This is a genomic window from Pseudomonas marginalis, assembly GCF_900105325.1.
Taxonomy (GTDB): Bacteria; Pseudomonadota; Gammaproteobacteria; order Pseudomonadales; family Pseudomonadaceae; genus Aquipseudomonas; species Aquipseudomonas marginalis.
In genome coordinates, this window is record NZ_FNSU01000003.1 from 2,317,885 (window position 1) to 2,339,510 (window position 21,626).

Below are 21,626 nucleotides of genomic sequence, written 5' to 3' on the forward strand. Positions count from 1 at the left end.
CCGAGTGGTGCGCTTGACTCACGCCAACGACACACCGAGCCAAGCCTTCACAACTGAATACGACCGCGGCCTGGCGCTGAGGGCCAAGAAGCATGCGGCAGCAACAACGAACTGACCAAGGCAAATTCCCTCACCGGAAACTCATCAGGGTCAGCTCACATCTTAAACATCGTTCAAACGTAGTGTGAACCGGATGTTCCATCCAAATCCAAAACAACATACCCAACGGCTTTAAAAACCACTTTTACTGATTGACTATGAACACGATATAGACCATCGCCCGCACACCGAAAGCAAACTCCAACATTATCTCCAAAATAATTATCGCCCACACTTTCACATCAGGATGTAATGACACATGCCAAGCCAGACAAAGAACATAAATATTAAAGAAATATTCAGACTGATATCAAAACAAATCAAAGTCGAATATGAAGAACTTGCCTCCCAGATCCCCCACTACGGAGAGCGCGGCGAGGGTCGCGAAGAAGTTGTAAAAAACTTACTAAAAAAATATCTTCCAGAGAGATTCGGGGTCAGCACAGGCTTTGTAATGGACATTAATGGGGCCATCTCCCAACAGTCTGACATAATAATATTTGACCGTTTTGTAGCGCCAAAATTTAAAATTGCAGGTGACAAATATGTATACCCATGCGAATCCGTTGTTGCTGTTGGAGAAGTCAAAAGCTTCATGGACAAAATCGAATTAAAAGATGCACTGACCAAGCTAACAAAAATACGACAACTCGACAGATCCGCAAACAACAAAAATAAAACCCGCCTTGGATACCACTTCAAAAACAATCACTCACTGATCTCACCAAAAAACAACAACTGCGACTCAATATGGACCTTCATATTCTGCTCAGACAGCCCAAAGCTAGATACAGTTACAACCAACCTAGCCAATGAACTAAAGTCATTAGAAAAGCATCTCTGGCCCAACATGGCATGCATTTTAAACAAGGGAATCATATCCTACTACTCACACTCTGGTTTAACAACAGACCCCAGAGAAGCTGTCGGCCTGTACTACAGCACTGAAGACGAATCAGAATACTCACTACTTAAATGGTTCATGCTCTTATGCAATGACATTTGCGACAACCAAATAACTACAATCGATTCAATAAACTACCTTAGATCACCAAACACAAAAAACATAAAACACCAACTATAAGACTAGTAAACACTACCGCTCTTTTAATACCTGAAAAAACAGGGTGGATTTAATTGAATACGAGCGCTAGAAGCATGCGACAGCAGCAGCGAACTGACCAAGGCAAACGCTCCCCCTTGTGGCGAGGGAGCTTGCTCCCGTGGGGCTGCGCAGCAGCCCCCAACCATTCGCAGCACAGATGAACAACAGAGCCTGGCCACCCTGTTCCACTGCCTGTGCTTTCTCAGAATCCGTCGAATTATCCAGACAACGTGCACATTCGCCCCTAAGCGGGTGCTCCAATTACGGCATGGAAATCCTGTATTCGGCGAGCTTGGCCTTGTTCTCCTGCTCCAGGTACTTCTTGTCGACGATCTGCGAGAACTTCATGAAGTCGGCCTTGGCGTCTTCCCTGTTGCCCAAATGGTCGTACGCGATCCCGCGCGCATAATAGGCCCAGGCGTAGTCCGGCTGGCGCTGAAGGCCGGTACTGAATGCTTCGGCGGCCTCCCGGTACTGACCCAGGTCTGTCAGTGCGAGGCCCAGATGATAGTAGGTCGGCATATTGAAGCCGGCCCCCTTTCCTGCTTCTCCCATTCCGTTGTCAAGGTTGAACTGCACGAGCTCAAGGGCTTTTTTCGGGTTACCAGCGGCGCGATACATGGCGCTCAAGTCCAGGTAGGCGCGCGGCTCAGGCTTGACCACCAGTTGCATGGATTTCTCCTTGGCGGCCAAGGCTTCGGGAAAGCGCTTGAGGTTGAGGTAGGCGTCGGCCTGCACCGCATAAATCAAACTATGCAGCGAGGCAGGCAGCGTAGCTTTCTGCAGGCATAGATCACCTTCCTGCAGCACCAAGGGGTAGTTTTCGGCTTTGGACGCCTTTAACTGATTAGCGCAGTGGGCAAGGTTGGCTTTTTGCGGGTTCTGCATCCCTGCACAACCGGTGAGGAGGGCGGAGCAGGCAATCAGTGCGAGCCAGCGAGTATTCATGATCAGCATCCTTGTCAGTCGAGCAGATGAGCGTTGAGGTCAGGGCGATAGACCTGCAGGAGCGGCGCGGTCACGGTGCCTTGCAGCGAGCAGAACACGGTGGTGTGTCCCACGAGCGACGGTGACGTGTCGCCCGCGTCGACCATCAGCACGCGGTCTACGAAACCAAACGGCGTGGCGACACCAGGACCGGTCAGCCCTTCGGTGCGCCATTGGCCGATCGGGTCACCGACACGGCGGATTTCGGCGCGGGTAATGGCTTTGCCCTGACTGACAAAACGTGCGTTATCAACGATCAGCGGCTTGAGCTTTGCGGCCACCTCTTGCGGCGAGCCATCGGTTACAAACCCCCAGAACAGAAAATTGCCGACGTCCTTGATGGTTTGGGCCTGGTTGTAATAGCCGACCATACGCACGCCGTTAACGATCAGGGGCGTTTCGAAGTGTTGGTAAGTGCCACCTTCCTGCAGCGGACTCATGATGGTCGGTGCCTTGACCGAACCGTAGTCACTCAGGCGCAAGGTCCCTGCTGGCAAGCGCGCATCGCGCAGGCTCTCGAAGAAATGTGCATCGCAACGAGAGAACTCGGTCAGCAGTTGTTCGGGCGTGGTGACGGTACGGGCTTGGGCAGTGCAGGCGACGGCGAGCAATGCAACGCCGGAAAAAAGAGAGCGGAACATTAAAATCATCCGTGAAGTGGGAACAAAAGCTGTCGGCGGGTGAGTGGGAAACTTTAGCAATACGGGCCTGCGTTGAAAATATCCGTGTGCCGCTGGTCCCGCCCCCCCTGACTACTGCCACCCGCTTGCGCACACTGCTAACCTGCGGCCTTTATGCCTGCAAAAGGAAGGTTTACATCGCCATGGAGATTCAGGAAATCAAGCACCACCTGGCCCGCCCTGCCGTGAAGTTTGTGGCTGGCGGCTCCAGTTGCTCTTCAGCGCCGGTAAGCTTCGTGCCAAAGGCGGGTGCGGATTCCGGATTTTGTACAAATTGGGGCGACAAGCTCCAAGGCAGCCTTGCCTTCAACTATGCACCGGCAAGGCCAACCCAAACAGTACAAAAAAACCACCGCAGACTTTATTGAATCGGCGCCCGGTGCGGGCCAGCCAGGGCCGGATGCGGTTGGCTGCGCTGGCCACCAGGTACTCAACGACGAATTCCACCACGGCGTAGGTCAGCGCGATGGCAGCCGTCTGCGCGATGATGCTTCTATGCGGGTCCAGAAACGGTGGGATAAACGCGGTGAACAGCAGCAGTGCCTTGGGGTTTGAAATCGCCGAGACCAGCCCTTGGCGGAACAGCGACCAGCGCCGCAAGCTGATTGTGCCGCTGGCCTCAAGGCTGACGGGGGGCGCGCGCCACAGGCCGAAACCGAGCCAGATCAGGTAGAGCCCGCCGGCCACCTTCAAGGCGGTGAACCCACTGGCCGATGCCTGGATCAGTGCCCCCAGGCCCAGCGCGCACAGCGTCAGCACCAGGGCAAAACCGAGCACGCCGCCGCTGATGGTGAACAGCGTCCGGCGACTGCCGTGCAGGGCCCCATGGGTCAGCACCAGTAATGCATTGGGCCCTGGTACCACGGCGATGCCGAAGCACGTCATCAGGTAGAGCAACCAGGTATCAAAGGGCATGATCCACTCCAGCAGGTGGGTATTGAGGCCAGTATCTTGCGAGTGAAGAAAAGTCCTGAAAAGCGCATTATTCACGTTGCAGCCATTCGATTAACGAATAAAGGAAACCGCCATGCCCTCCAGCGATTTGCAGATCGATTGGCTCAAGTGCTTCGTGGCGGTGGTAGACGCCGGTTCGCTGTCGGCTGCGGCCCATGAGGTCAATCGCTCGCAGTCCGCCGTCAGCATGCAGATGAAGAAGCTCGAAGCCGCCCTTGGACGCCCGCTGTTGAGCCGTGGCCCAAGGCATCTGCAACTCACCGATGACGGCCAGACGCTGCTCGGCTATGCCCGTCGCATGCTCGCACTGCACGCGGAAACCCAGGCGGCCTTTAACGGGGAAGCGATCACCGGGCGAATCCGCCTGGGCGTCGCGGAGGACTATGCGGCGAAATACCTCACGCCGCTGCTGAAGCGTTTTTCACCGCGCTACGCCGGTGTGGAAATAGAACTGACCTGCGAGCAGTCAACCACGCTGATCCCGCGTGTGCGCAGCGGCGATCTTGATCTTGCGCTGGTGTCCAGGGACTCGCCCCACAGCGGCACCTTTCTGTTCAAGGAACCCATGGTCTGGGTGGGCTCGCCCCAGTTCGAACTGTGGCGGCGCGACCCGCTGCCTATCGCCGTCTACGAAAGTGAAAGCCTGGCGCGGCGTTATGCGGTGCATTCACTGGCCCAGCAAGGGCGACAATTCAAGGTGGTCTACAACAGTTCCAGCCTCGCCGGCCAGGTGGCCGCGGTGGAAGGTGGGCTGGCGATTGCCGCGATCACGCAGTGCACCGTGCAGCCATCACTGCAGGTGTTGAGCAGCGAGCATGGCTTGGGAAGCATTGCGCCCATGGAGGTTTCGATTCTGCGTAGCCGAGCTTCTCGGGGGGCCAAGGCGGTTAATAGCCTGCATGCGTTTATCATCAATGCGCTAAGAGTTCAGGTGTAGCTGGTTTAATACACACGCTGAACACCCACCTGGAGCCCTTTATGCCAACCACCTCACGCGACAACGCCCGGCTTGAACGTCGCCTCATCGCCGCCCTCACCGACGCCTGCGAAACCGCCAAAGCCGAAATCCCCGGCTTCGACTGGCTGACCCACACCGTCGACTACAGCGTCTTCCCCCAAAGCCTGCGGGTGATCTGGGTGTTCGACAGCCGCGCCAACAAGGAGCACGCCCTCTCGACAGGGGCAGACACACGCATGCGTGAGCTGACCGCCGCCGCGCTCAACGACGCCGATGTACACGTCGCGCCCATGGAGCGCTGCGTACACTTCGACTCCGACGAAGAATGCCGCCTGCGCCATGACGGCGATTGGCGCGTACGCCTGGCCAAGGTGCATACGGCCAAGGTGTAAGTGCGCATCGTCACTCGTTGGGTTCATGGATAAAACTGTGGTATCGATGCACGTAGTCCAACACACCCAGGCCCCACCATGACCCTCTCCGCCCAGTTCACCCCCTGGACCGCCCTGCTCGGCGGCGCCCTGATCGGTTTGTCCGCAGGCCTGTTCATCCTGCTCAACGGCCGCATCGCCGGGATCAGCGGCCTGCTCGGCAGCCTGCTCTCCAGGCGCGGCGAAGGACGTGGGGAGAAACTGCTGTTTGTGCTCGGGCTGCTGGTCTCGCCCTGGATCTGGTCGTTGTTTGCCAAGCTGCCTGAGTCATCGTTCCAGGCCGGTGGCTACGCGCTGGTGCTGGCCGGGTTATTGGTCGGCATCGGCACGCGCTATGGCGCCGGTTGTACCAGTGGGCATGGCATCTGCGGGCTTTCGCGGTGGTCGCTGCGCTCGCTGGTAGCGGTCGGTTGTTTCATGGGCAGCGGGTTTGCCGGTGTCTACTTCATCCGCCACGGGCTGGGAGCCTGAGCATGCGCAAATTCATGGCATTGATGGCCGGTCTGATCTTCGGCCTGGGACTGCATCTCAGCGGCATGACCAACCCGGAGAAGGTGCTCGCGTTCCTCGATCTCGCCGGCGATTGGGACCCTTCATTGGCCCTGGTCATGCTCGGCGCCCTGGTGGTGAGCAGCGTGCCCTTTTACGTCGTAAGGCATCGTCAGGTTTCGCTGCTGGGCGCACCGATCCAGATGCCGACGCAACGCACCCTCGACCGCCGCCTCGTGCTGGGCAGCCTGGTGTTCGGCATGGGGTGGGCGATTGCGGGGTTGTGCCCCGGACCGGCAGTGGCATTGCTGTTGACGGGGCAATGGCAGGTGCTGGTGTTCACGCTGGCGATGGTGACGGGCATGCTGGTTTTTGCGGGGATTGAATCGCGCAGGCGGGGTTGAACCGCCTGCACGGCTTCATTTTTACCCCACACAGTAGGTCAGGCCTGCGTACTGAACCGCTGCACTCCACGCCGCTCAAACATCGCCGCTTCCGTCTGTTGCGTCGCCAGTTCGCCTTTGGAGGCCAGTTGATTAATAAAAATCCGATCCCTGGACCCTTTGAAGTCAGACGGGTCGAAGTCTCTTAAGAGCGGCGCCAGATCAATGGTCTTGGCGAAGTTTTCGTTAGTCAGGCTGTAAAACCCCAAGCCCGACCAGACAGAATCGGCGTCCACCGTGTCGATGGCGGCATTGCGGTAGGCAATGGCTGCGGTTTTCAGGCCCAGGGATCGGTTGAGCAAATCCGTCAGCCGCTGGGTATCCGAGCTGCTGAGCTGGCCGGCCGAATCCAGCACTTTCAGGCGGCCATCGGCTTCGACGGTGAAGCCGTATTTTTTGCCGGCCAAGTCGGGAGCGGTGGTCGACAGCGCTGACTCGAATGCCTTGAAGGATGCCTTCAGCGTATTGAGCGCGCCGGTGGAAATTTCGACGAGCCGAGGGTGGTCTGGCGACTGGGTCCGACCGACCCAGACGTCGACCACCTCCGGCGGTTCCACCGTGGTGCCTGCTGATCCACTGGGATGGTAGACGGCCGCCGGGGCGGCGTTTGCCAACACTTCCTTCGCGGCATCTGTCAGAGGCTGGGCCACGAGCTTCTGGTCGGAAGGTGTAAGGCTGGTGTTGGCCGGCGGGAGATAGGCAGCGCTGACGGAAAGAGCCATTTAATCGGTCCATGATTGGCGGGTTCATACAGGTTATCGACGGAAATCGGCCGAGCTTTAGACGACCAACCTGCAGGATCGTACAAGCCAGGCGCTCCGCGGTCTCGATAGTCTGGCCGTCTTACCTACCAGAGGATGGATCATGGCTACGTCACAGCACTCGGCACAACCGGTAAACCTCGCGCAAAAGGCATCGCTCATCGACGCGCAGTGGAGCCCCAGGGTCGTCGCCGAAATGAACGACTACCAGTTCAAGGTGGTGCGCATCGAAGGGGAGTTCATCTGGCACTCGCACCCGGAAACCGACGAAGCGTTCCTGGTGCTCGAAGGGACGCTGCGTATCGATCTACCGGAAGGCCCGGTGTATGTGGCGGCGGGCGAGCTGTATGTGGTCCCGCGTGGCGTTGAACATCGGACCGCCGCCGAAGGTGAGGCGAAGCTGATGATGATTGAGCCTCGGGGCATTTTGAATACCGGCCATGAAGGCGGTGAACGTACGGCCATGAATGATCTGTGGATCTGAAAAGTGGCGCGGGTGAACCCATAGCCTTACAGAGTGAGGCTTTTGTAGTGAGCGGTGGCAGCCGTCAAAGGTGTGTAGATACTCTCCGTCATTGAACCGAGCCTTTAGCGGGTAATTTCTGGATAATGCCCAGCTCCCGCTCCCGATACGGACATCCCCTCGATGAAGTTGCCCACCGCCGCCCTCCTCCTCGCCTCTGCGCTGCTGCCTTCCATCGCCCACGCCGACGACGCCGCGCTGACCGACACGCTCAAGGCCTTCACCCGCTGCGACGCGACGTTCTTCAGCCGCCTGAACAGCCACCGCGACGCCTGGCAGCCCTACGCACCGCTCAAGCAGGACAAAGACTTCGCGTGGATCGCGGTAGTCAACCGCGCGGACCGCAAGGCCAACGCGGTGCCGGTCAGCACGCCGCCCATCGCCGGCTTGAAGCTGTTGTCGTACGCCGACGAGGCCACCGACCTCGGCAACCTGGGGCTCTACTATTACTGGGGCTTTGTTGTGCAAGGCACTATCGACGAGGTTGCCCAACGCCTTGCCCCGCTGCTCGACCAACCTGCTCGCCTGCAAAAGGGCGACGGCGCCTACATCCGCAGCGAGCTCAAGGTCGGCGACCGCTGGCAGGCCATCAAGCCACGGCCCGGCGTCGCGCCGGGCACACGCGAAGTCGAGCGCGTGCTGCTGGTAGAACCGGAGGGCAGCGACGGCACGCAATCGCGCATCAGTTGTTCGTTGCAGGGCGGTGTCGATGCGGCGCTGCTGGCCTGGTCGCGTCCGGACATCCAACCGGTTGACTACCCGCGCACCGTCGTAGAACCAAGCATCAACGACGTCGCCGTCCCCGCCAGCGTGCTCCAGCGCCTCGACTCGGCCCTGCTGCAGCCGAAGTTCAAGACGTTGAGCTACACGTACCTGTCGAAAAAAAGCGATGGCAGCAACGACACCCCCACCTCGGTGACCTTCACGGCGGTGGGTGGCTTGCTGAACAAGAACGAGATCTACAGCGACACCTTCCATGTCGAGCGCCTGGTGCAGGCGGACCTGATCCAGTTGAAGTCGAAGATGAACGGCGTGGGCGACGGCCAGGTGCTGCTGACCCGCGAAGCCGAGCTGAGTATTCCGAGCAGTTGGACGCCTGGCCAGACGCTGAGCGCCAACCTGCACATGGCGAACGTGCCCGGCAAACCGACCGATACCCCGCTCGAGACCTCCGTGAGCTGCAAGGTCGGCCAGCGCTTCCCGGCCCGACAGGTGTTTGCCTCGTTGACCGGCGACGCCATCAAGCTGGAGTGCGAGCAAGGCGACTACAAGACCTCGCGCGCGTTTATCGAAGACCTGGGCATTGCCCTGACGCTGGCAACGACCTCGAGCAAAATGCGCTCGGCGTATGAATACACGGCGTTCGAGGTGGTGCGTTGATCGAAGGGGCGTTTGCCAAGCAAACATCCCGCTGATTCAGGGCACTCTACGTTGTCGCAGCAGTCTGTTCCTACACACCCCATGCCCCGCGGAGTTCCCATGATCATTGTCCATCACCTCAACAACTCACGTTCGCAGCGCATTCTGTGGCTGCTGGAAGAGCTTGGCCTGCCGTACGAGATCAAGCGCTACCAGCGCGACCCGAAAACCAACCTTGCGCCGCCGGAGCTCAAGGCGATCAATGCGCTGGGTAAATCCCCGGTGATCGAAGACGGCGCCAACGTGGTGATCGAGTCCGGCGCCATCGTCGATTACCTGATCCGCCGCCATGGCGACGGTCGCCTGCAGCCGGACCCGGCCACGGCCGCCTACGACCAGTACGTGCAATGGCTGCACTTCGCCGAAGGCTCGGCCATGCTGCCGCTGATGCTTAACCTGTACGTCGGGCGCCTGGGCGATGCCGGTGCACCGCTGCATCCGCGTATCGAATCGGAAGTGGCCAATTACCTCGGTTACCTCAACGAGGCGCTGGCACATACGCCGTATCTGCTGGGGGATGACGTGAGCGGCGCGGACATCCAGATGAGCTTTATCGGCGAAATCGCCAAGGCCCAGGGCAAGCTGGCGGCGTACCCGCACCTGGCGGCGTGGGTACAGCGGTTCCAGGCTCGCCCGGCTTACCGCCAGGCGCTGGAACAGGGTGGGGAGTATGCGTTTGCCAAGTGAGTAGCTTGCCCTCGACCGCGTGACAGAGGCTAAGGCGCCGCCATCTGCCACAGCGAAGCGCCCACGCCGGTGATGCTCTCCCCCGCAATCAACCCCGCCGCTGCGGTAATCGCAAACCGCTCGGTGAGGCTCGGCCAGCGGCAGCTCACCAGCCAGGTGAGCACCGCACCCAGGGCCATCATCAGCGACACCGAAGCTGGCAGCACAAACGCCAGCCCCAACGCGGCGGCACTGGGCAAGTAGCGGGCGCGATGGGCGGGCAACAGGCTGTCGAGCACGCCCAGCAACACCCCGGCCAGCCCTGCGATACCGATCGCCCAGCGAATGCTCGCCGACAATGAATCCAGCCCATGGGTAAGGGTTTGCGCCACGGCTTTCCAGGTTGCGACCGCCGGCGCCGGCCACTCCTCGGTGAGCAGCATCGATTGCGGATCAGGAATCAGCGCCAGGTACGCAAACACCCCGACGATGCTGCCAATGAAAATCCCCAGGATCTGGGCGATGACTTGCTTGTGCGGCGTGGCACCAATGGCCTTGCCGACCTTGAAGTCGTTCATCAGGTCGGTGCACTGCCCCGCCGAGCCGCCGGCGGTGTTGGCGCTCATCAGGTTGATCGGCACCTGCCCCGGCGCGACGATGCCGAAGCTCAGCTGGGACAACTGCCCGATGGCGCCAATCGGCGGAATACCGGTGGCGCCCACCACGCGGGCGGCGACGGCGGCCAGGCAGATCGCCAGGGGAATGGTCAGCAACGCCATCCACAGGTTGATGCCGAACAACAGCGCCTGCAGGCTCACCACCAATACGATCGACAGCACAAAACCAGCGGCCGGCCCGGGTTTGGGTACGCTCCAGGCTTGCCCGCCGGCGGACTTGGTCGAGGTGTATAACGCCCACAGACGAATCGTCAGCGACGCCAAGGTTGAGCACACCATCAGGCTCACTCCCGGCCACAGCAACCACTCCACCAACGCCGCAAATTGCGGGCCGCGGCTGCCGGCCGGCAAGGTCACCAGGCCTTGCGCCAGCAACCACGGGCCCAGGCCGCCCCAGGCGAGCAAGGCGCCGAGCAGCAGGGTCAGGCCGACGCGAATGCCGATAATGCCGCCAAACCCCAGCAGCAACAGCGAGGGGTCGGCGGTGAAGGTCAGGCGCTCCAGCTGGGCGGATGGCGACCAACGCGGGAAGGCCCACACAAAGGTGTCCACCCACTTCACCAGCCCGGACAGCAACGCCGCGCTGAGCAGCACCTTCAAACGCGTCGCCGCTTCGCGCCCATGGTTGTAGATATGCAGCAGGGTTTCCAGGGTGGCCATGCCTTCGGGAAATTTCAGCGCCTTGTCATTGAGCAACGAAGGCCGCAGGTACCAGGCGATCCAGATGCCCAGGAAACTCACCGAGAACACCCAGGCGATCATCGGCAGCGCGTCCAACTGGTTGCCGGTCAGCAGGGTATAGGCCGGGATCGGCGCCACCAGCCCACCGGAAATGATCGAAGCAGCGGCCGAGGCGACGGTCTGGTTGATATTGCTTTCATGCAGCGTCCACGGCAGCTGCTCCGACGACCGCTTCGCCAGGCCCTGCCAGATCGCATACCCCACCAGCAGGGCAATGATCGACATGTTGAACGACCAGCCGATCTTCAACCCGGCGTACACGTTCGAAGGGGTCAGCAGGATACCGAGCAACGTGCCGGTGATGACCGCGCGCAGGCTCAGTTCGCGTTCGACGGGGGGATGAAGGGGGACCGTTGATGAGGTGGCATGCATGCGGATTCCTTTCGGCTGGGGAACAGGGCGACATAACAAGTGAGCCCCTCAAGGCCTGAAGGTTCCTGTGCGGCAAGCGGGCGCCTTTTTGTGATGAGCGGGCTTCAACCACTACACCATCAATTACTCAATCAGAGCCATGCAGCATCCCATAACGAATAATCCCCTACCTGCGCCACCAACCCGGCCCGCAAGGGGTTGGCAATGACGTAGCGAGCCATCTTGCGAACATCATCCTCCGCACGGACAGCCCTATCGTGATAACCGGGTTGCCAGACACGCTCCTTGCTTTGACGACGCCGGTTGATGGTCAGCGTGCTACGCGACTTCATACGCCGCACCACGTCGGGCAACGTCTTCTGCTTCAGATCAAACAACCAGTGAATGTGGTCAGGCATGATGACCCAGGCCAGAGAGTCGACCAATCCCAGCTCATGAACCTGCCGGAATTCGGCCACCAACAGACGACCCAGATAAAGGTCGGTGAATAGGCGCTGACGGTGATGCACGACAACGGTAATGAGGTAACTGCGTCCGTATTCAGAGTAACGACCGTGACGCAGGCGATGGGATTGGGGTGTGGGGCGCATTCCGATGCTCCTGGGGACCGTCCTGAAGAGCATTAACACTAGCGCGCCGTAGCTGGCGAGCCAGTGTCATCGGGTGACTGAATGTATCCAGCCTGGAGTGACCTGGCTTTTGTGGTGAGCGGGCTTGCCCCGCGCCGGGCGGCGAAGCGGCCCCAAAAGCTGTTATCAGGATTTACCTGGAAAAACGCGGTGTTCTTGATGGGGCCGCTTCGCGGTCCGGCGCGGGGCAAGCCCGCTCACCACAGAAGCCCGCTCACCACAAGAAGTCCGCTCACTACTAAGCGTGCGTAAAACCCGTTCCCCCGGCCACCTCGCCATCGGCTTGCGCCTTGTCCAACAGTTGCTGCACCCACGGCGCGTTCCGGGCATTGACCACGCCATAGCGGTCCGGCGGGAAAAACGCCCAGTGATGGGCGATTGCAGTAAGGCGCTTGAGCTCATCGGCCGCCAGCCAATACCCGGTGTCCAGCAAGGGCAGCGATTCGCCGTCGAAACGTCGGCCCAGCATCAGGTTGGTGCCGGGGGCAAAGGTAAAGGCCAAGTCCTGGCAGGGTTGCAGTTGTTTGTCCGGGGCCGGCATGCTCCCGACGCGGTTGTAGGTGAAGTCGCCGGGGTATTCGTCCTTGAATACCAGCCAGTGGCCCGCCGTGGTCTTGGCGACGATCCACTGCGACACCCCGCTGCTCTGGGTGCGTTCGAGCTGGCCGTTTTTCCATTGCATCAGGGCGTTGCAGTCGGGATCGTAGTCCGAGGCCCACAGGCTGGTGCCCGACACCAGCGTGTGGCGCTCCAGCTCGACCACCCCCTGGTCCGGCATGGCCTGCCAGTAGCGCTTGATGGGGTCACGGGTATCACGCAGGTAGTTGCGCAGCCCCCAGGCCGCCGTAAAGACCACCGCCGCCAACACCTGCCAGGCAAAGGTGTTGCCGATAACTCGGTCCACGTCCAGGCCAGGCGCGAACGCGGCCCCGTACAGCCACACGCCCAGCATGAACACCAGGCTGGGCAGGAACACACCAAAGCACAGCGGCGGCAGCAGCACTTCGATCCAACTGAAGTGATGCCCGGCTGCATGCTCCCGTGCCCAGGCCTGCTCCTCGGCGAGCATCGGCGCCTGTTCGCGCGGGCCGATGCCGGGATCGGGGGCCTTGAAGCGCCAGTAAAGTGCTACGGGGTCGTTATTCATGCCGCGCATCATGCCCTTGGCGCGGGCAGAGATACAGCGCCCCGACCACCGATAAAACAATCATTGCCGAGACCCGCCTACAGTCATACGATGACTGATCACATCCATAACAATAAAGGATCACCCGTGAACAAACCTTTGCTCCTGGCCGCCGCCGTTGTCTGCGGCCTCAGTGCCCACGCCCACGCCACCACGTTTGCGTATATCTCCAGCCCCGGTGACGGGCTGATTTCCCAGTACCGCCTCGACGAAAGTAACGGCGCCCTGAGCCTGGTCGAGCAAGTGACGGCCGGCGATCAGGTCAACCCCATGGCCCTCAGCCCCGACGGCAAGACCTTGTTCGCGGCGTTACGGGTCAAGCCGTTTCAGGTCCAGGGCTTCAGCATCGACCCGACTACCGGCCGCCTGACGCCGCAGTCCAAGGCGCCACTGGCCGAAAGCATGGCGTACCTGGCCACTGACCGCGCCGGGCGCTATTTGCTCGCGGCGTCCTACGGTGCCGACACCCTCAGCGTCCAGCCCATCGACAAGCCTGAACCTATCCACACCTACAAGACCGGCCTGCATGCCCACTCGCTGCGCACCGACCCAAGCAATCGCTTTGCCTACGCCGGCAACCTGGGCACGGACCATGTGCTGCAATACCGCTTCGACGCCGCCACCGGCGCACTCACCCCGATCGGCAGCGGCTACGTGAGCGTGCCAGCCAACACCGGGCCTCGGCACCTGGCGTTTTCGGCCAACGGCAAGTACCTGTATGTGGTCGGTGAAATGAGCGGCACCGTCACCGCGTTTGCCATCGATGACAGCACCGGTGCGCTGACCCAGATTGGCGTGGCCAATGGCATTCCCGAGCATTTGAAACTGGCCCATGGTGAAGTGCGTGACGCGCGCAACAATGACCTGAAAGACGACCCGACGCCGCGCATCTGGGCGGCCGACCTGCGCCTGTCGCCGGACGGCAAGCTGTTGCTGATGAGCGAGCGCACCAGCAGTTCGGTGTCGGCGTTTGCGGTGGATACCGCCACCGGCGGCCTGCGCTTTGTCGACAACTACCCGGTCGAGGAGAAGCAGCCGCGCAATATCGCATTCTCCCCCAACGGGCATTGGCTGCTGGTGACCGGTGAGAAAAGCGACAAGGTCGGCACCTATGCAGTCAGCGCCAACGGTGCGTTGAAGCGGGTGGGGGAAGCGGCGTCGGGCAAGGGGGCGCTGTGGATTGAAGTGCTGCGCACCCAGTCAGAGTAGGCCTCCACACATTTTCAAGGGGGCAATTACGTAGATAGCGTCTTATCCAACACCGCGCCAATCCGTAGCAGCTGTCGAGCGCAAGCGAGGCTGCGTCAGGCGCGCTGCCGATTCAAGCCCGAGTCGCGGCCAACGCAGCCTCGCCGGGCTCGACAGCTGCTACGGATGCCAATCCACCTCACGGTCTCACCGGTAGCAGCTGTGTTGGATAAGGGTATCTACGGGGGAGTATGCCCGCACGCCTCAGCTCAGGCGAAACCGTGCGGTGTTATCACTCAACGCCTGGCTGCCCTTGCTCAAGGTGTCTGCCGCACGGTTTACCGCGCGGGCGCCGTCCAGCAGGCGCCCGGCGGCCTGGTCGACTTGCTGGATATTGCCGCTCACTTCATCCGCCGTCGCTGCCTGCTCCTCCACTGCCGTGGCGATTTGCGCCAGGGTGTCGGTGACGTTCTGCACCGCGCCGGCAATCTCGCCCAGGCGCGTGCCCAGGCCGGTGACGGACTCGGCATCGGTCAAGGCCTGCTCGCACGCGGCGCCCATCAGCGTCACCGCCTGGCTCACGGTGGCGCGCAGACTGTCGACGGTGCCGGCGATCTGCGCCGTCGAGGCCTGGGTGCGTTGCGACAGGCTGCGCACTTCATCGGCGACCACCGCAAAGCCCCGGCCTTGCTCGCCTGCGCGTGCGGCTTCAATGGCGGCATTAAGGGCCAGCAGGTTGGTCTGCTCGGCAATGCCGCGAATGGTGTCGACCACCGATTGAATCTGCTGGCCTTGCTGGCTGACCTGCTGCAAGGCGTCCGAGGTGTCGGTCAGGCGCTGGTTGAGCTGCTGGATGCTGGCGGTGGTGCGCTGGCTGTCGCGGCTGCTGTCTTCGGCGATGCGCCGGGTTTGCTGGGCACTGCCGGAGGCCTGTTCGCAGCTGCGCGCGACGCCCATGGACGTGGCGGCCAACTGCGTGGCGGCGGCGGCGATCTGGCTGATCTGGTGCTGCTGGTCTTCGACTTCGCTGAGGGTGCTGCCCGATTGCGAATTCAGGGTAAGCACCGCCGAGCCAAGCTGCTGGGTTTCGTGATTGACGCCGAGCAGGCTGGTGCGCAATTGCACCACCGCGACGTTCAACGCGGTGCTGATCGCCGCGAGTTCGTCGCGCCCTTCTACCGTCACGGCCACGCACAGGTTGCCGTCGCGCAGGGACTCGGCCAGCGTAGTGATGCCGCTGGCGCTGCGACGGATGGACGCTTGCAGGCACATGAACAGGTACAGCGCCGCCAACGCCAACAGGCTGAACGTTGCCGCCATCGGTATGAATTGCGTGTTCGCGTGCTCGTGGTAGTAGTCCAGGCGCGCATCCATCGACGTCAGCGACTGAACACGCAACGCGCCAAGCGAGGTGAGCATGGCGTCGATACTGCGCTCGAAACCGGCTGTATCCAGCTTGATGCTGCCGCCAAACACGCCGTCGTCGAGCACTTTGAGTTCGTTATCCAACAACTGCAGGCTGGTGTCGTATTGCGCTGTCCACGGTTCCATCCCGGCGTATTGCTTGGCCTTGAGCGAAGCCGCAGCCTTGACCAGTTGATCCCGCGCATCGCCGATGCGGCTGCGCAAGTCGCGCATCTGCAAACGGCTCTGCAAGGTGAACTGCCCCGAGGAAATCGAGGACTGCCCCACACTGGCCATCCGCCCGATACGCTCGATCAGGTCGGGCGTTTGCTGGGTGCCCATCTGCATGAGCATGTAGGTTTCCAACCAGGGATCGAGGATCAGGCCGGCGTCGAGGGTGATCTGTTCGCGCAGGGCCTGCATCGCCGTCAGCGCGGCGGTGAAGCGGTCGTAGCCATCCGGCCACCAACCCACGGTGCGCAGGGACGCCGAGTCCATGCCCTTGACCGTGGCCTGCAAAGCCTCGAAGCGGGCCAGGACGTCAGCGCCGGCGTTCTGGGTTTTCAGGGCATCACCGAGGGCCTGCAGGCTTTGCAGGATCAATGGGAAATTGGCATCCACCTTATCCATCGCCGCCTTCGCCGCTGGCGTCGGGGCATGCAGGATGTCCGCCGCCTTCCAGCGCGCAGCCAGGTTACGTTGGGCGGTCAATTGGCCATCCAGCGCGTCCAGGGTCAACAGTTGACGAAGGCCGGACTGCTCAGCGGAAATCACGCTTAATTTGTCGCGATAGTCCTGGCCGATCATCCACAGGCTGCCCGCCAGGGGCAGCATGAACAGGAAGAACAGGATCTGGAACTTACGCGCGAAGCCGAAACGTCCGAGCAGGCGGATACCGGGTGATAAAAGGCTGTGCATGTCCACTCCCAAAAACAACCCACGCGTTAGACGGCAGGCGAAGCCTTGAAATGACTAACGGCAAAATGCCATGTCATTGATTAGGTTGGCACTAGCAAGATACGGGCCGCTGCTGCACAGCCCTGAAACAGGGCACGCGACGCGCCAAAGCGGCCCGAAGCGTGCGCGAAAATGGGGCAAAAGCACTCAGTCGCGACACAGGCATTGTCACCCGCAGAGACGACTGCCCGAGGCGCGCGCTGAAACGCCCTCAATCACCACAGCCTATCGGCCGCCCATGGGGAGAACTTGAAGGGAGTCCGGCGGCCTATTTACGCCAGCAGTCGGGTAATCCACTGGACCTGCTGGGCGATGGCTTGCGCCTTCGCCTGCGGTACCCGCTGCCGAGCCTGCTCAAAGCCCGCCAGGGTGCGTTTTTTCAGGCGCAACGCACGCTGCCACTTGGCGAGGAACGCCGGGCTGCGGGCCTGCAGGTGCAAGGGGCCGAAGTACAGCTCCTCAGCGCTGTACACCACGGGCTCGGCGCGCTCGGCCATGATGATTTCATAGTAGAAGCGGTTTTCGTGCAGCAACTCCTCACTGAGGATGCGGTAGCCATTGCTCATCAACCAATAGCGCAACGGCTGTTCGCCGCCGTTGGGTTGCAGGATCAGACGTTCGCGGCCGCTGAGGTGGGCCTTGCCGCTGTCGAGGATGTCGCGGATCGTCTCGCCGCCCATGCCGCACACGCTGATCGCGGTGATCGCGTCCGCTGGCTCTATCGCCGCCAACCCATCGGCCAGGCGCACCGTGACGTGCTGCTCCAGGCCATTGTCGCGCACGGTGCGCTGCGCCGCGTGGAACGGCGTGCTCGCCACCTCGCCCGCCACCGCCGCCTCAATCACGCCACGGCGCATCAAGGCCACCGGCAGGTAGGCGTGGTCCGAGCCGATATCGGCCAGCCGCGCGCCCCTCGGCACCTGCGCGGCCACGCGCTCCAGGCGCATGGACAAGGTGTGTTCGTTCAACCTGTGTTCCTTTTTATTCGCCGGAAAATCGATCGCGGCTGTTGGTCAGATGCAACACCATCGCCGCCCTTGCGGCATCCGGGTCCTGGCGCTTGATCGCGTTGAAGATCGCCTCATGCTCCAGGTTCGCCAGTTGCCCGAGCTTGGCAAAGTCCGCCCCGCCGCGCTCGTCACCCTTCACCTGGGTACGCGGAATCATCGCATTGCCCAGGTGCTGCATGATCTCGGTGAAGAACGTGTTGCCGGTGGCTTCGGCGATCAACTGGTGAAAACGCTTGTCCTCTTCCACGCAGCTGTCGTTGTTGGCCAGCGAGGCCTGATAGTCGTCGAGAGCGGCGCGCATGTGGGCCAGCTGCGTGTCGGACCTGCGCACGGCGGCCAGCGCCACCGCCTGCACTTCCAGGCCCAGGCGCAGCTCGAGCATGTTGCGCACGCTGGCGACGGTGTCCACATGCAGGCGCAAGCCTTGCTGGGCCCGTTGCGCCAGCACAAAGGTGCCGATGCCATGGCGCGTCTCCACCAGCCCCGAGGCTTGCAGCTTGGACAGGGCCTCGCGCACCACGGTACGGCTCACCCCATGCTCGAGCACGATGGTGGATTCGGAAGGCAGTTTTTCACCGGGCTTCAACTGCCCAAGCAGGATGCGCTGGGTCAGGGCGTCGAGCACGCCTTGGGCCAGGTTGTTGGAGCGTCTACGGACGGGAGGTCCGCTTTCAATGGGCATAGTTACGAATCCACGGGGTTGGGCAGGAGCGAGCTTAACATCCCGCCCCACGGCGTAACCCCACTGTAGGAGCGAGCTTGCTCGCGAAAAACCTGAGGGCGCCGCGTTTATCCAGGATGCCCGCATTATCGTTGACGTTTTTCGCGAGCAAGCTCGCTCCTACAGGTTAGGGCGCGAGTGAAAAAAGCGCCAAACTTGTATGACAACTAATATTTATGGCCGCCAGCCCCACCCTTTCCAGAAGCCTCCTCAACCTTCTTAAAAACCCATGCAGACCCGCAAAATAACCAGATCATCACTAAAACCTGGCCCTTACAAACACAAAAACATCATCACCGCATTGCGAATCTAAGAAACTCACTTGTATGATGTCTATCAACAAAACACGCAAACCCGCATAAAAACAATCAGGGGGAGTTTTGAATTGTGAACAATTCAAGCCATGCATCTGCCGCACCAGAAAGTGATCCGGTCCTCGCGCGCGCCGTGAGCAAAGTGAAGGGCCATGTGCTCCCACTGTTCGTGATCATGTTCATCCTCAACTACATCGACCGGGTCAATATCGGCTTTGTGCGCACGCACATGGAACATGACCTGGGCATCGGCGCCGCGGCCTATGGCTTCGGTGCCGGGCTGTTTTTCATCGGCTACGCGCTCTTTGAAGTGCCCTCCAACATGCTGCTGCAAAAGGTTGGCGCGCGCATCTGGCTGACCCGCATCATGTTCACCTGGGGCATCGTCGCCACGCTGATGGCGTTCATCCAGAACGAAACCCACTTCTACATCCTGCGCTTCCTGCTGGGCGTGGCCGAAGCCGGGTTCTTCCCTGGGGTGATCTACTACTTCACGCGCTGGTTGCCGGGGGTTGAGCGCGGTAAGGCCATTGCGATTTTCCTCAGCGGTTCGGCGGTGGCCTCGCTGATCTCCGGCCCGCTGTCAGGCGCGCTGCTGCAGATCGAAGGGTTTGGCTTCCACGGCTGGCAATGGATGTTCGCCATCGAAGGCCTGGCCTCGGTAGTGATCGGTTTCTTTGTGTGGTTCTGGCTCGATTCCAAGCCCCACGACGCCAAATGGATGACCCGCGAAGAACAGGATGCGCTGGTCAACGCCATCGACCAGGAACAGCGCGAGCGTGAAGCCCTGACCAGCGTCAAGCCGACCCTCGGCAAGCTGCTCAGGGACCGTCAGATCCTGCTGTTCTGCGCCCTGTACTTCTGCATTCAACTGACGATCTACGCGGCGACGTTCTGGCTGCCCAGCATCATCAAGAAGATGGGTGACCTGAGCGATGTGCAGGTGGGTTTCTTCAACTCGATCCCATGGCTGATCTCGATCATCGCCATGTACGCCTTCGCGACGCTGTCGGGCAAATTCAAGTTCCAGCAGGCCTGGGTTGCGGCTGCGCTGTTGATTGCCGCAGCAGGCATGTTCATGTCCACCACCGGCGGGCCGATCTTCGCGTTCGTGGCGATCTGCTTTGCGGCCATTGGGTTCAAGTCGGCGTCTTCGCTGTTCTGGCCCATCCCACAGGGCTACCTGGACGTGCGCATCGCCGCAGCCGTGATTGCCTTGATCAACTCCATCGGCAACCTGGGTGGCTTCGTTGCACCGACCACCTTCGGCTTTCTGGAGCAGACCACCGGCTCGATCCAGGGCGGCCTCTACGGCTTGGCCGGCACCTCGGTGCTCGCCGCTATCCTGGTGTTCTTCGCCAAGACCTCGCCCGCTGCCGTATTGGCCTCGCCGGGCGCCGTGCCCACCGGCGCTGCCATCAGCAAATCTCTCTGAGCCTCTTTAGGAATTAGCCATGAATACTCCCGTCATCACCCACTTCCAGGTCATCCCGGTGGCCGGTCACGACAGCATGCTGCTCAACCTCAGCGGCGCCCACGGCCCTTACTTCACACGCAATATCGTGATTCTCAAGGACAGCAGCGGCAACACCGGCGTCGGTGAAGTGCCCGGCGGCGAACGCATCCGCGAAACCCTGGAAGACGCGCGCAGCCTGGTGATCGGCCAACCCATCGGCCAGTACCAGCGCGTCCTCAACCAGATGCGCAGCGCCTTTGCCTCACGGGATTCGGCGGGCCGTGGCCTGCAAACCTTTGACCTGCGCATCACCATCCATGCCGTCACCGCCATGGAAGCCGCCCTGCTCGACCTGCTGGGCCAGTTCCTCGAAGTGCCGGTGGCCGCCCTGCTCGGCGAAGGCCAACAGCGTGATGCAGTGAAAATGCTCGGCTACCTGTTCTATGTCGGCGACCGCAGCGCCACCGACCTGGCTTACCGCAACGAAGCCGACAGCGACGACGCGTGGTTCCGGCTGCGCCATGAACCCGCCCTGACCAGCGAGGCCGTGGTGCGCCTGGCCGAAGCCGCCAACGCCAAATACGGCTTCAACGACTTCAAGCTCAAGGGCGGCGTATTGAGCGGCGACGCAGAGATCGAAGCCGTCACCGCCCTGGCTGAACGCTTCCCCGATGCGCGCATCACCCTCGACCCGAACGGGGCCTGGTCATTGAAAGAAGCCATCCGCCTGTGCCGCGACCAGCACCACGTGCTCGCCTACGCCGAAGACCCATGCGGCGCCGAAAACGGTTACTCGGGGCGCGAAGTCATGGCCGAATTCCGCCGCGCCACGGGCCTGAAAACCGCCACCAACATGATCGCCACCGACTGGCGCGAAATGGGCCACGCGATCCAACTGCAATCGGTGGACATCCCCCTGGCCGACCCGCACTTCTGGACCCTGCAAGGCTCGGTGCGCGTGGCGCAGATGTGCCATGAGTGGGGGCTGACCTGGGGCTCGCACTCCAACAACCACTTTGATATTTCCCTGGCCATGTTCACCCAAGTGGCCGCCGCCGCCCCGGGCGACATCACCGCCATCGACACCCACTGGATCTGGCAGGACGGCCAACGCCTGACCCGCGAACCGCTGAAAATCGAAGGCGGCTATGTGAAAGTGCCGGCCAAGCCCGGCCTGGGCGTGGACATCGACATGGACGCCGTGGCCAAGGCCCACGAACTGTACAAAGGCATGGGCCTCGGCGCACGGGATGACAGCGTGGCGATGCAGTTCCTGATTCCGGGGTGGCGTTATAACAACAAGCAGCCTTGCCTGGTGCGCTGAAGCGCTGGGTTCTGGGGGCGGCTCGGTCTCCAGAACACCATCAATCCAATGTGGGAGGGGGCTTGCTCCCGATTGCGGTGTGTCAGCCAGACATGTATCGACTGACACTCCGCCATCGGGGCAAGCCCCCTC

General features: G+C 61.3%; 21 protein-coding genes and 1 pseudogene. 11 read left to right on the forward strand and 11 right to left on the reverse strand.

What is annotated here, in order from left to right:
* The first annotated feature begins 358 nt into the window (after window positions 1–358).
* Entirely contained in the window at window positions 359–1,183 is an 825-nt protein-coding gene (locus tag BLW22_RS19870; RefSeq protein WP_074847338.1) for a DUF6602 domain-containing protein, read from the forward strand.
* 282 nt (window positions 1,184–1,465) lie between these two features.
* On the opposite strand, the gene BLW22_RS19875 is transcribed toward BLW22_RS19870, so the two are convergent.
* From BLW22_RS19875 to BLW22_RS19885, 3 genes are all read right to left on the reverse strand, one after another.
* Complete coding sequence (locus BLW22_RS19875; RefSeq protein WP_174562739.1) at window positions 1,466–2,152, reverse strand: tetratricopeptide repeat protein; 687 nt, start codon at window positions 2,150–2,152, stop codon at window positions 1,466–1,468.
* A gap of 14 nt (window positions 2,153–2,166) precedes the next feature.
* Window positions 2,167–2,832 carry a hypothetical protein gene (locus tag BLW22_RS19880; RefSeq protein ID WP_083221118.1) on the reverse strand — a complete coding sequence of 222 codons (666 nt, stop codon included), beginning with the start codon at window positions 2,830–2,832 and terminating at the stop codon, window positions 2,167–2,169.
* A 345-nt stretch (window positions 2,833–3,177) separates the two neighbouring features.
* Window positions 3,178–3,786, reverse strand: a complete 609-nt coding sequence (locus BLW22_RS19885; RefSeq protein ID WP_065925066.1) for a LysE family translocator — start codon at window positions 3,784–3,786, stop codon at window positions 3,178–3,180.
* Window positions 3,787–3,898: 112 nt separating this feature from the next.
* Between BLW22_RS19885 and BLW22_RS19890 the strand changes: the two genes are divergently transcribed.
* From BLW22_RS19890 to BLW22_RS19905, 4 genes are all read left to right on the forward strand, one after another.
* Window positions 3,899–4,762 carry a LysR family transcriptional regulator gene (locus tag BLW22_RS19890; RefSeq protein ID WP_065925065.1) on the forward strand — a complete coding sequence of 288 codons (864 nt, stop codon included), beginning with the start codon at window positions 3,899–3,901 and terminating at the stop codon, window positions 4,760–4,762.
* A 41-nt stretch (window positions 4,763–4,803) separates the two neighbouring features.
* Complete coding sequence (locus BLW22_RS19895; protein WP_074847339.1) at window positions 4,804–5,175, forward strand: hypothetical protein; 372 nt, start codon at window positions 4,804–4,806, stop codon at window positions 5,173–5,175.
* A 78-nt stretch (window positions 5,176–5,253) separates the two neighbouring features.
* Window positions 5,254–5,685: a YeeE/YedE family protein gene (locus BLW22_RS19900; RefSeq protein ID WP_065925063.1), complete on the forward strand. Its 432-nt coding sequence runs from the start codon at window positions 5,254–5,256 to the stop codon at window positions 5,683–5,685.
* Between the two features lie 2 nt (window positions 5,686–5,687).
* On the forward strand, window positions 5,688–6,107 hold the full coding sequence (locus BLW22_RS19905) for a DUF6691 family protein (RefSeq protein WP_065925062.1): 420 nt from the start codon (window positions 5,688–5,690) through the stop codon (window positions 6,105–6,107).
* A 38-nt stretch (window positions 6,108–6,145) separates the two neighbouring features.
* Here the strand turns inward: BLW22_RS19905 and BLW22_RS19910 are convergent, their stop codons facing one another.
* Complete coding sequence (locus tag BLW22_RS19910) at window positions 6,146–6,868, reverse strand: hypothetical protein (RefSeq protein WP_074847340.1); 723 nt, start codon at window positions 6,866–6,868, stop codon at window positions 6,146–6,148.
* 142 nt (window positions 6,869–7,010) lie between these two features.
* Between BLW22_RS19910 and BLW22_RS19915 the strand changes: the two genes are divergently transcribed.
* From BLW22_RS19915 to BLW22_RS19925, 3 genes are all read left to right on the forward strand, one after another.
* Window positions 7,011–7,391 carry a cupin domain-containing protein gene (locus BLW22_RS19915; RefSeq protein ID WP_065925060.1) on the forward strand — a complete coding sequence of 127 codons (381 nt, stop codon included), beginning with the start codon at window positions 7,011–7,013 and terminating at the stop codon, window positions 7,389–7,391.
* Between the two features lie 162 nt (window positions 7,392–7,553).
* Window positions 7,554–8,810, forward strand: coding sequence for a hypothetical protein (locus BLW22_RS19920; RefSeq protein ID WP_074847341.1), 1,257 nt, complete (start codon window positions 7,554–7,556; stop codon window positions 8,808–8,810).
* A gap of 99 nt (window positions 8,811–8,909) precedes the next feature.
* Window positions 8,910–9,536 carry a glutathione S-transferase family protein gene (locus tag BLW22_RS19925; RefSeq protein WP_065925058.1) on the forward strand — a complete coding sequence of 209 codons (627 nt, stop codon included), beginning with the start codon at window positions 8,910–8,912 and terminating at the stop codon, window positions 9,534–9,536.
* 29 nt (window positions 9,537–9,565) lie between these two features.
* Here the strand turns inward: BLW22_RS19925 and BLW22_RS19930 are convergent, their stop codons facing one another.
* The 3 genes from BLW22_RS19930 to BLW22_RS19940 all read right to left on the reverse strand — a co-directional run bounded on the left by BLW22_RS19930 (window position 9,566) and on the right by BLW22_RS19940 (window position 13,081).
* Complete coding sequence (locus BLW22_RS19930) at window positions 9,566–11,305, reverse strand: OPT family oligopeptide transporter (RefSeq protein ID WP_074847342.1); 1,740 nt, start codon at window positions 11,303–11,305, stop codon at window positions 9,566–9,568.
* A 131-nt stretch (window positions 11,306–11,436) separates the two neighbouring features.
* Window positions 11,437–11,895, reverse strand: a complete 459-nt coding sequence (locus tag BLW22_RS19935) for an REP-associated tyrosine transposase (protein WP_074847343.1) — start codon at window positions 11,893–11,895, stop codon at window positions 11,437–11,439.
* Window positions 11,896–12,172: 277 nt separating this feature from the next.
* Window positions 12,173–13,081, reverse strand: a complete 909-nt coding sequence (locus BLW22_RS19940; protein WP_065925055.1) for a hypothetical protein — start codon at window positions 13,079–13,081, stop codon at window positions 12,173–12,175.
* Between the two features lie 126 nt (window positions 13,082–13,207).
* Here BLW22_RS19940 and BLW22_RS19945 point away from each other — a divergent pair, with 126 nt between their 5' ends.
* Window positions 13,208–14,329 (forward strand): lactonase family protein, encoded by a 1,122-nt coding sequence (locus BLW22_RS19945; protein ID WP_065946534.1) that lies wholly within the window; start codon window positions 13,208–13,210, stop codon window positions 14,327–14,329.
* Between the two features lie 243 nt (window positions 14,330–14,572).
* On the opposite strand, the gene BLW22_RS19950 is transcribed toward BLW22_RS19945, so the two are convergent.
* From BLW22_RS19950 to BLW22_RS35725, 4 genes and pseudogenes are all read right to left on the reverse strand, one after another.
* Complete coding sequence (locus tag BLW22_RS19950; protein ID WP_074847344.1) at window positions 14,573–16,630, reverse strand: methyl-accepting chemotaxis protein; 2,058 nt, start codon at window positions 16,628–16,630, stop codon at window positions 14,573–14,575.
* 311 nt (window positions 16,631–16,941) lie between these two features.
* Window positions 16,942–17,637: a tRNA (adenine(22)-N(1))-methyltransferase gene (locus BLW22_RS19955; protein WP_065925052.1), complete on the reverse strand. Its 696-nt coding sequence runs from the start codon at window positions 17,635–17,637 to the stop codon at window positions 16,942–16,944.
* A 13-nt stretch (window positions 17,638–17,650) separates the two neighbouring features.
* Window positions 17,651–18,361, reverse strand: coding sequence for a FadR/GntR family transcriptional regulator (locus BLW22_RS19960; protein ID WP_065925051.1), 711 nt, complete (start codon window positions 18,359–18,361; stop codon window positions 17,651–17,653).
* Window positions 18,362–18,422: 61 nt separating this feature from the next.
* Window positions 18,423–18,512, reverse strand: a pseudogene (locus BLW22_RS35725) (outer membrane lipoprotein carrier protein LolA); the annotation flags it as partial.
* Window positions 18,513–18,787: 275 nt separating this feature from the next.
* On the opposite strand from BLW22_RS35725, the gene BLW22_RS19965 reads away from it, so the two are divergent.
* Window positions 18,788–20,149, forward strand: a complete 1,362-nt coding sequence (locus BLW22_RS19965) for an MFS transporter (RefSeq protein WP_065925050.1) — start codon at window positions 18,788–18,790, stop codon at window positions 20,147–20,149.
* A gap of 19 nt (window positions 20,150–20,168) precedes the next feature.
* Window positions 20,169–21,494, forward strand: coding sequence for a glucarate dehydratase (gudD, locus tag BLW22_RS19970; RefSeq protein WP_065947638.1), 1,326 nt, complete (start codon window positions 20,169–20,171; stop codon window positions 21,492–21,494).
* The last annotated feature ends 132 nt before the right edge of the window (window positions 21,495–21,626 follow it).

Coding starts and splice junctions, on each gene's coding strand:
- BLW22_RS19960 (WP_065925051.1), bottom strand. CDS start 18,361: ATGCCCATTGAAAGCGGACCTCCCGTCCGTAGACGCTCCAACAACCTG.
- BLW22_RS19890 (WP_065925065.1), top strand. CDS start 3,899: ATGCCCTCCAGCGATTTGCAGATCGATTGGCTCAAGTGCTTCGTGGCG.
- BLW22_RS19920 (WP_074847341.1), top strand. CDS start 7,554: ATGAAGTTGCCCACCGCCGCCCTCCTCCTCGCCTCTGCGCTGCTGCCT.
- BLW22_RS19880 (WP_083221118.1), bottom strand. CDS start 2,832: ATGTTCCGCTCTCTTTTTTCCGGCGTTGCATTGCTCGCCGTCGCCTGC.
- BLW22_RS19910 (WP_074847340.1), bottom strand. CDS start 6,868: ATGGCTCTTTCCGTCAGCGCTGCCTATCTCCCGCCGGCCAACACCAGC.
- BLW22_RS19925 (WP_065925058.1), top strand. CDS start 8,910: ATGATCATTGTCCATCACCTCAACAACTCACGTTCGCAGCGCATTCTG.
- BLW22_RS19915 (WP_065925060.1), top strand. CDS start 7,011: ATGGCTACGTCACAGCACTCGGCACAACCGGTAAACCTCGCGCAAAAG.
- BLW22_RS19900 (WP_065925063.1), top strand. CDS start 5,254: ATGACCCTCTCCGCCCAGTTCACCCCCTGGACCGCCCTGCTCGGCGGC.
- gudD (WP_065947638.1), top strand. CDS start 20,169: ATGAATACTCCCGTCATCACCCACTTCCAGGTCATCCCGGTGGCCGGT.
- BLW22_RS19870 (WP_074847338.1), top strand. CDS start 359: ATGCCAAGCCAGACAAAGAACATAAATATTAAAGAAATATTCAGACTG.
- BLW22_RS19885 (WP_065925066.1), bottom strand. CDS start 3,786: ATGCCCTTTGATACCTGGTTGCTCTACCTGATGACGTGCTTCGGCATC.
- BLW22_RS19895 (WP_074847339.1), top strand. CDS start 4,804: ATGCCAACCACCTCACGCGACAACGCCCGGCTTGAACGTCGCCTCATC.
- BLW22_RS19950 (WP_074847344.1), bottom strand. CDS start 16,630: ATGCACAGCCTTTTATCACCCGGTATCCGCCTGCTCGGACGTTTCGGC.
- BLW22_RS19940 (WP_065925055.1), bottom strand. CDS start 13,081: ATGAATAACGACCCCGTAGCACTTTACTGGCGCTTCAAGGCCCCCGAT.
- BLW22_RS19935 (WP_074847343.1), bottom strand. CDS start 11,895: ATGCGCCCCACACCCCAATCCCATCGCCTGCGTCACGGTCGTTACTCT.
- BLW22_RS19905 (WP_065925062.1), top strand. CDS start 5,688: ATGCGCAAATTCATGGCATTGATGGCCGGTCTGATCTTCGGCCTGGGA.
- BLW22_RS19930 (WP_074847342.1), bottom strand. CDS start 11,305: ATGCATGCCACCTCATCAACGGTCCCCCTTCATCCCCCCGTCGAACGC.
- BLW22_RS19875 (WP_174562739.1), bottom strand. CDS start 2,152: ATGAATACTCGCTGGCTCGCACTGATTGCCTGCTCCGCCCTCCTCACC.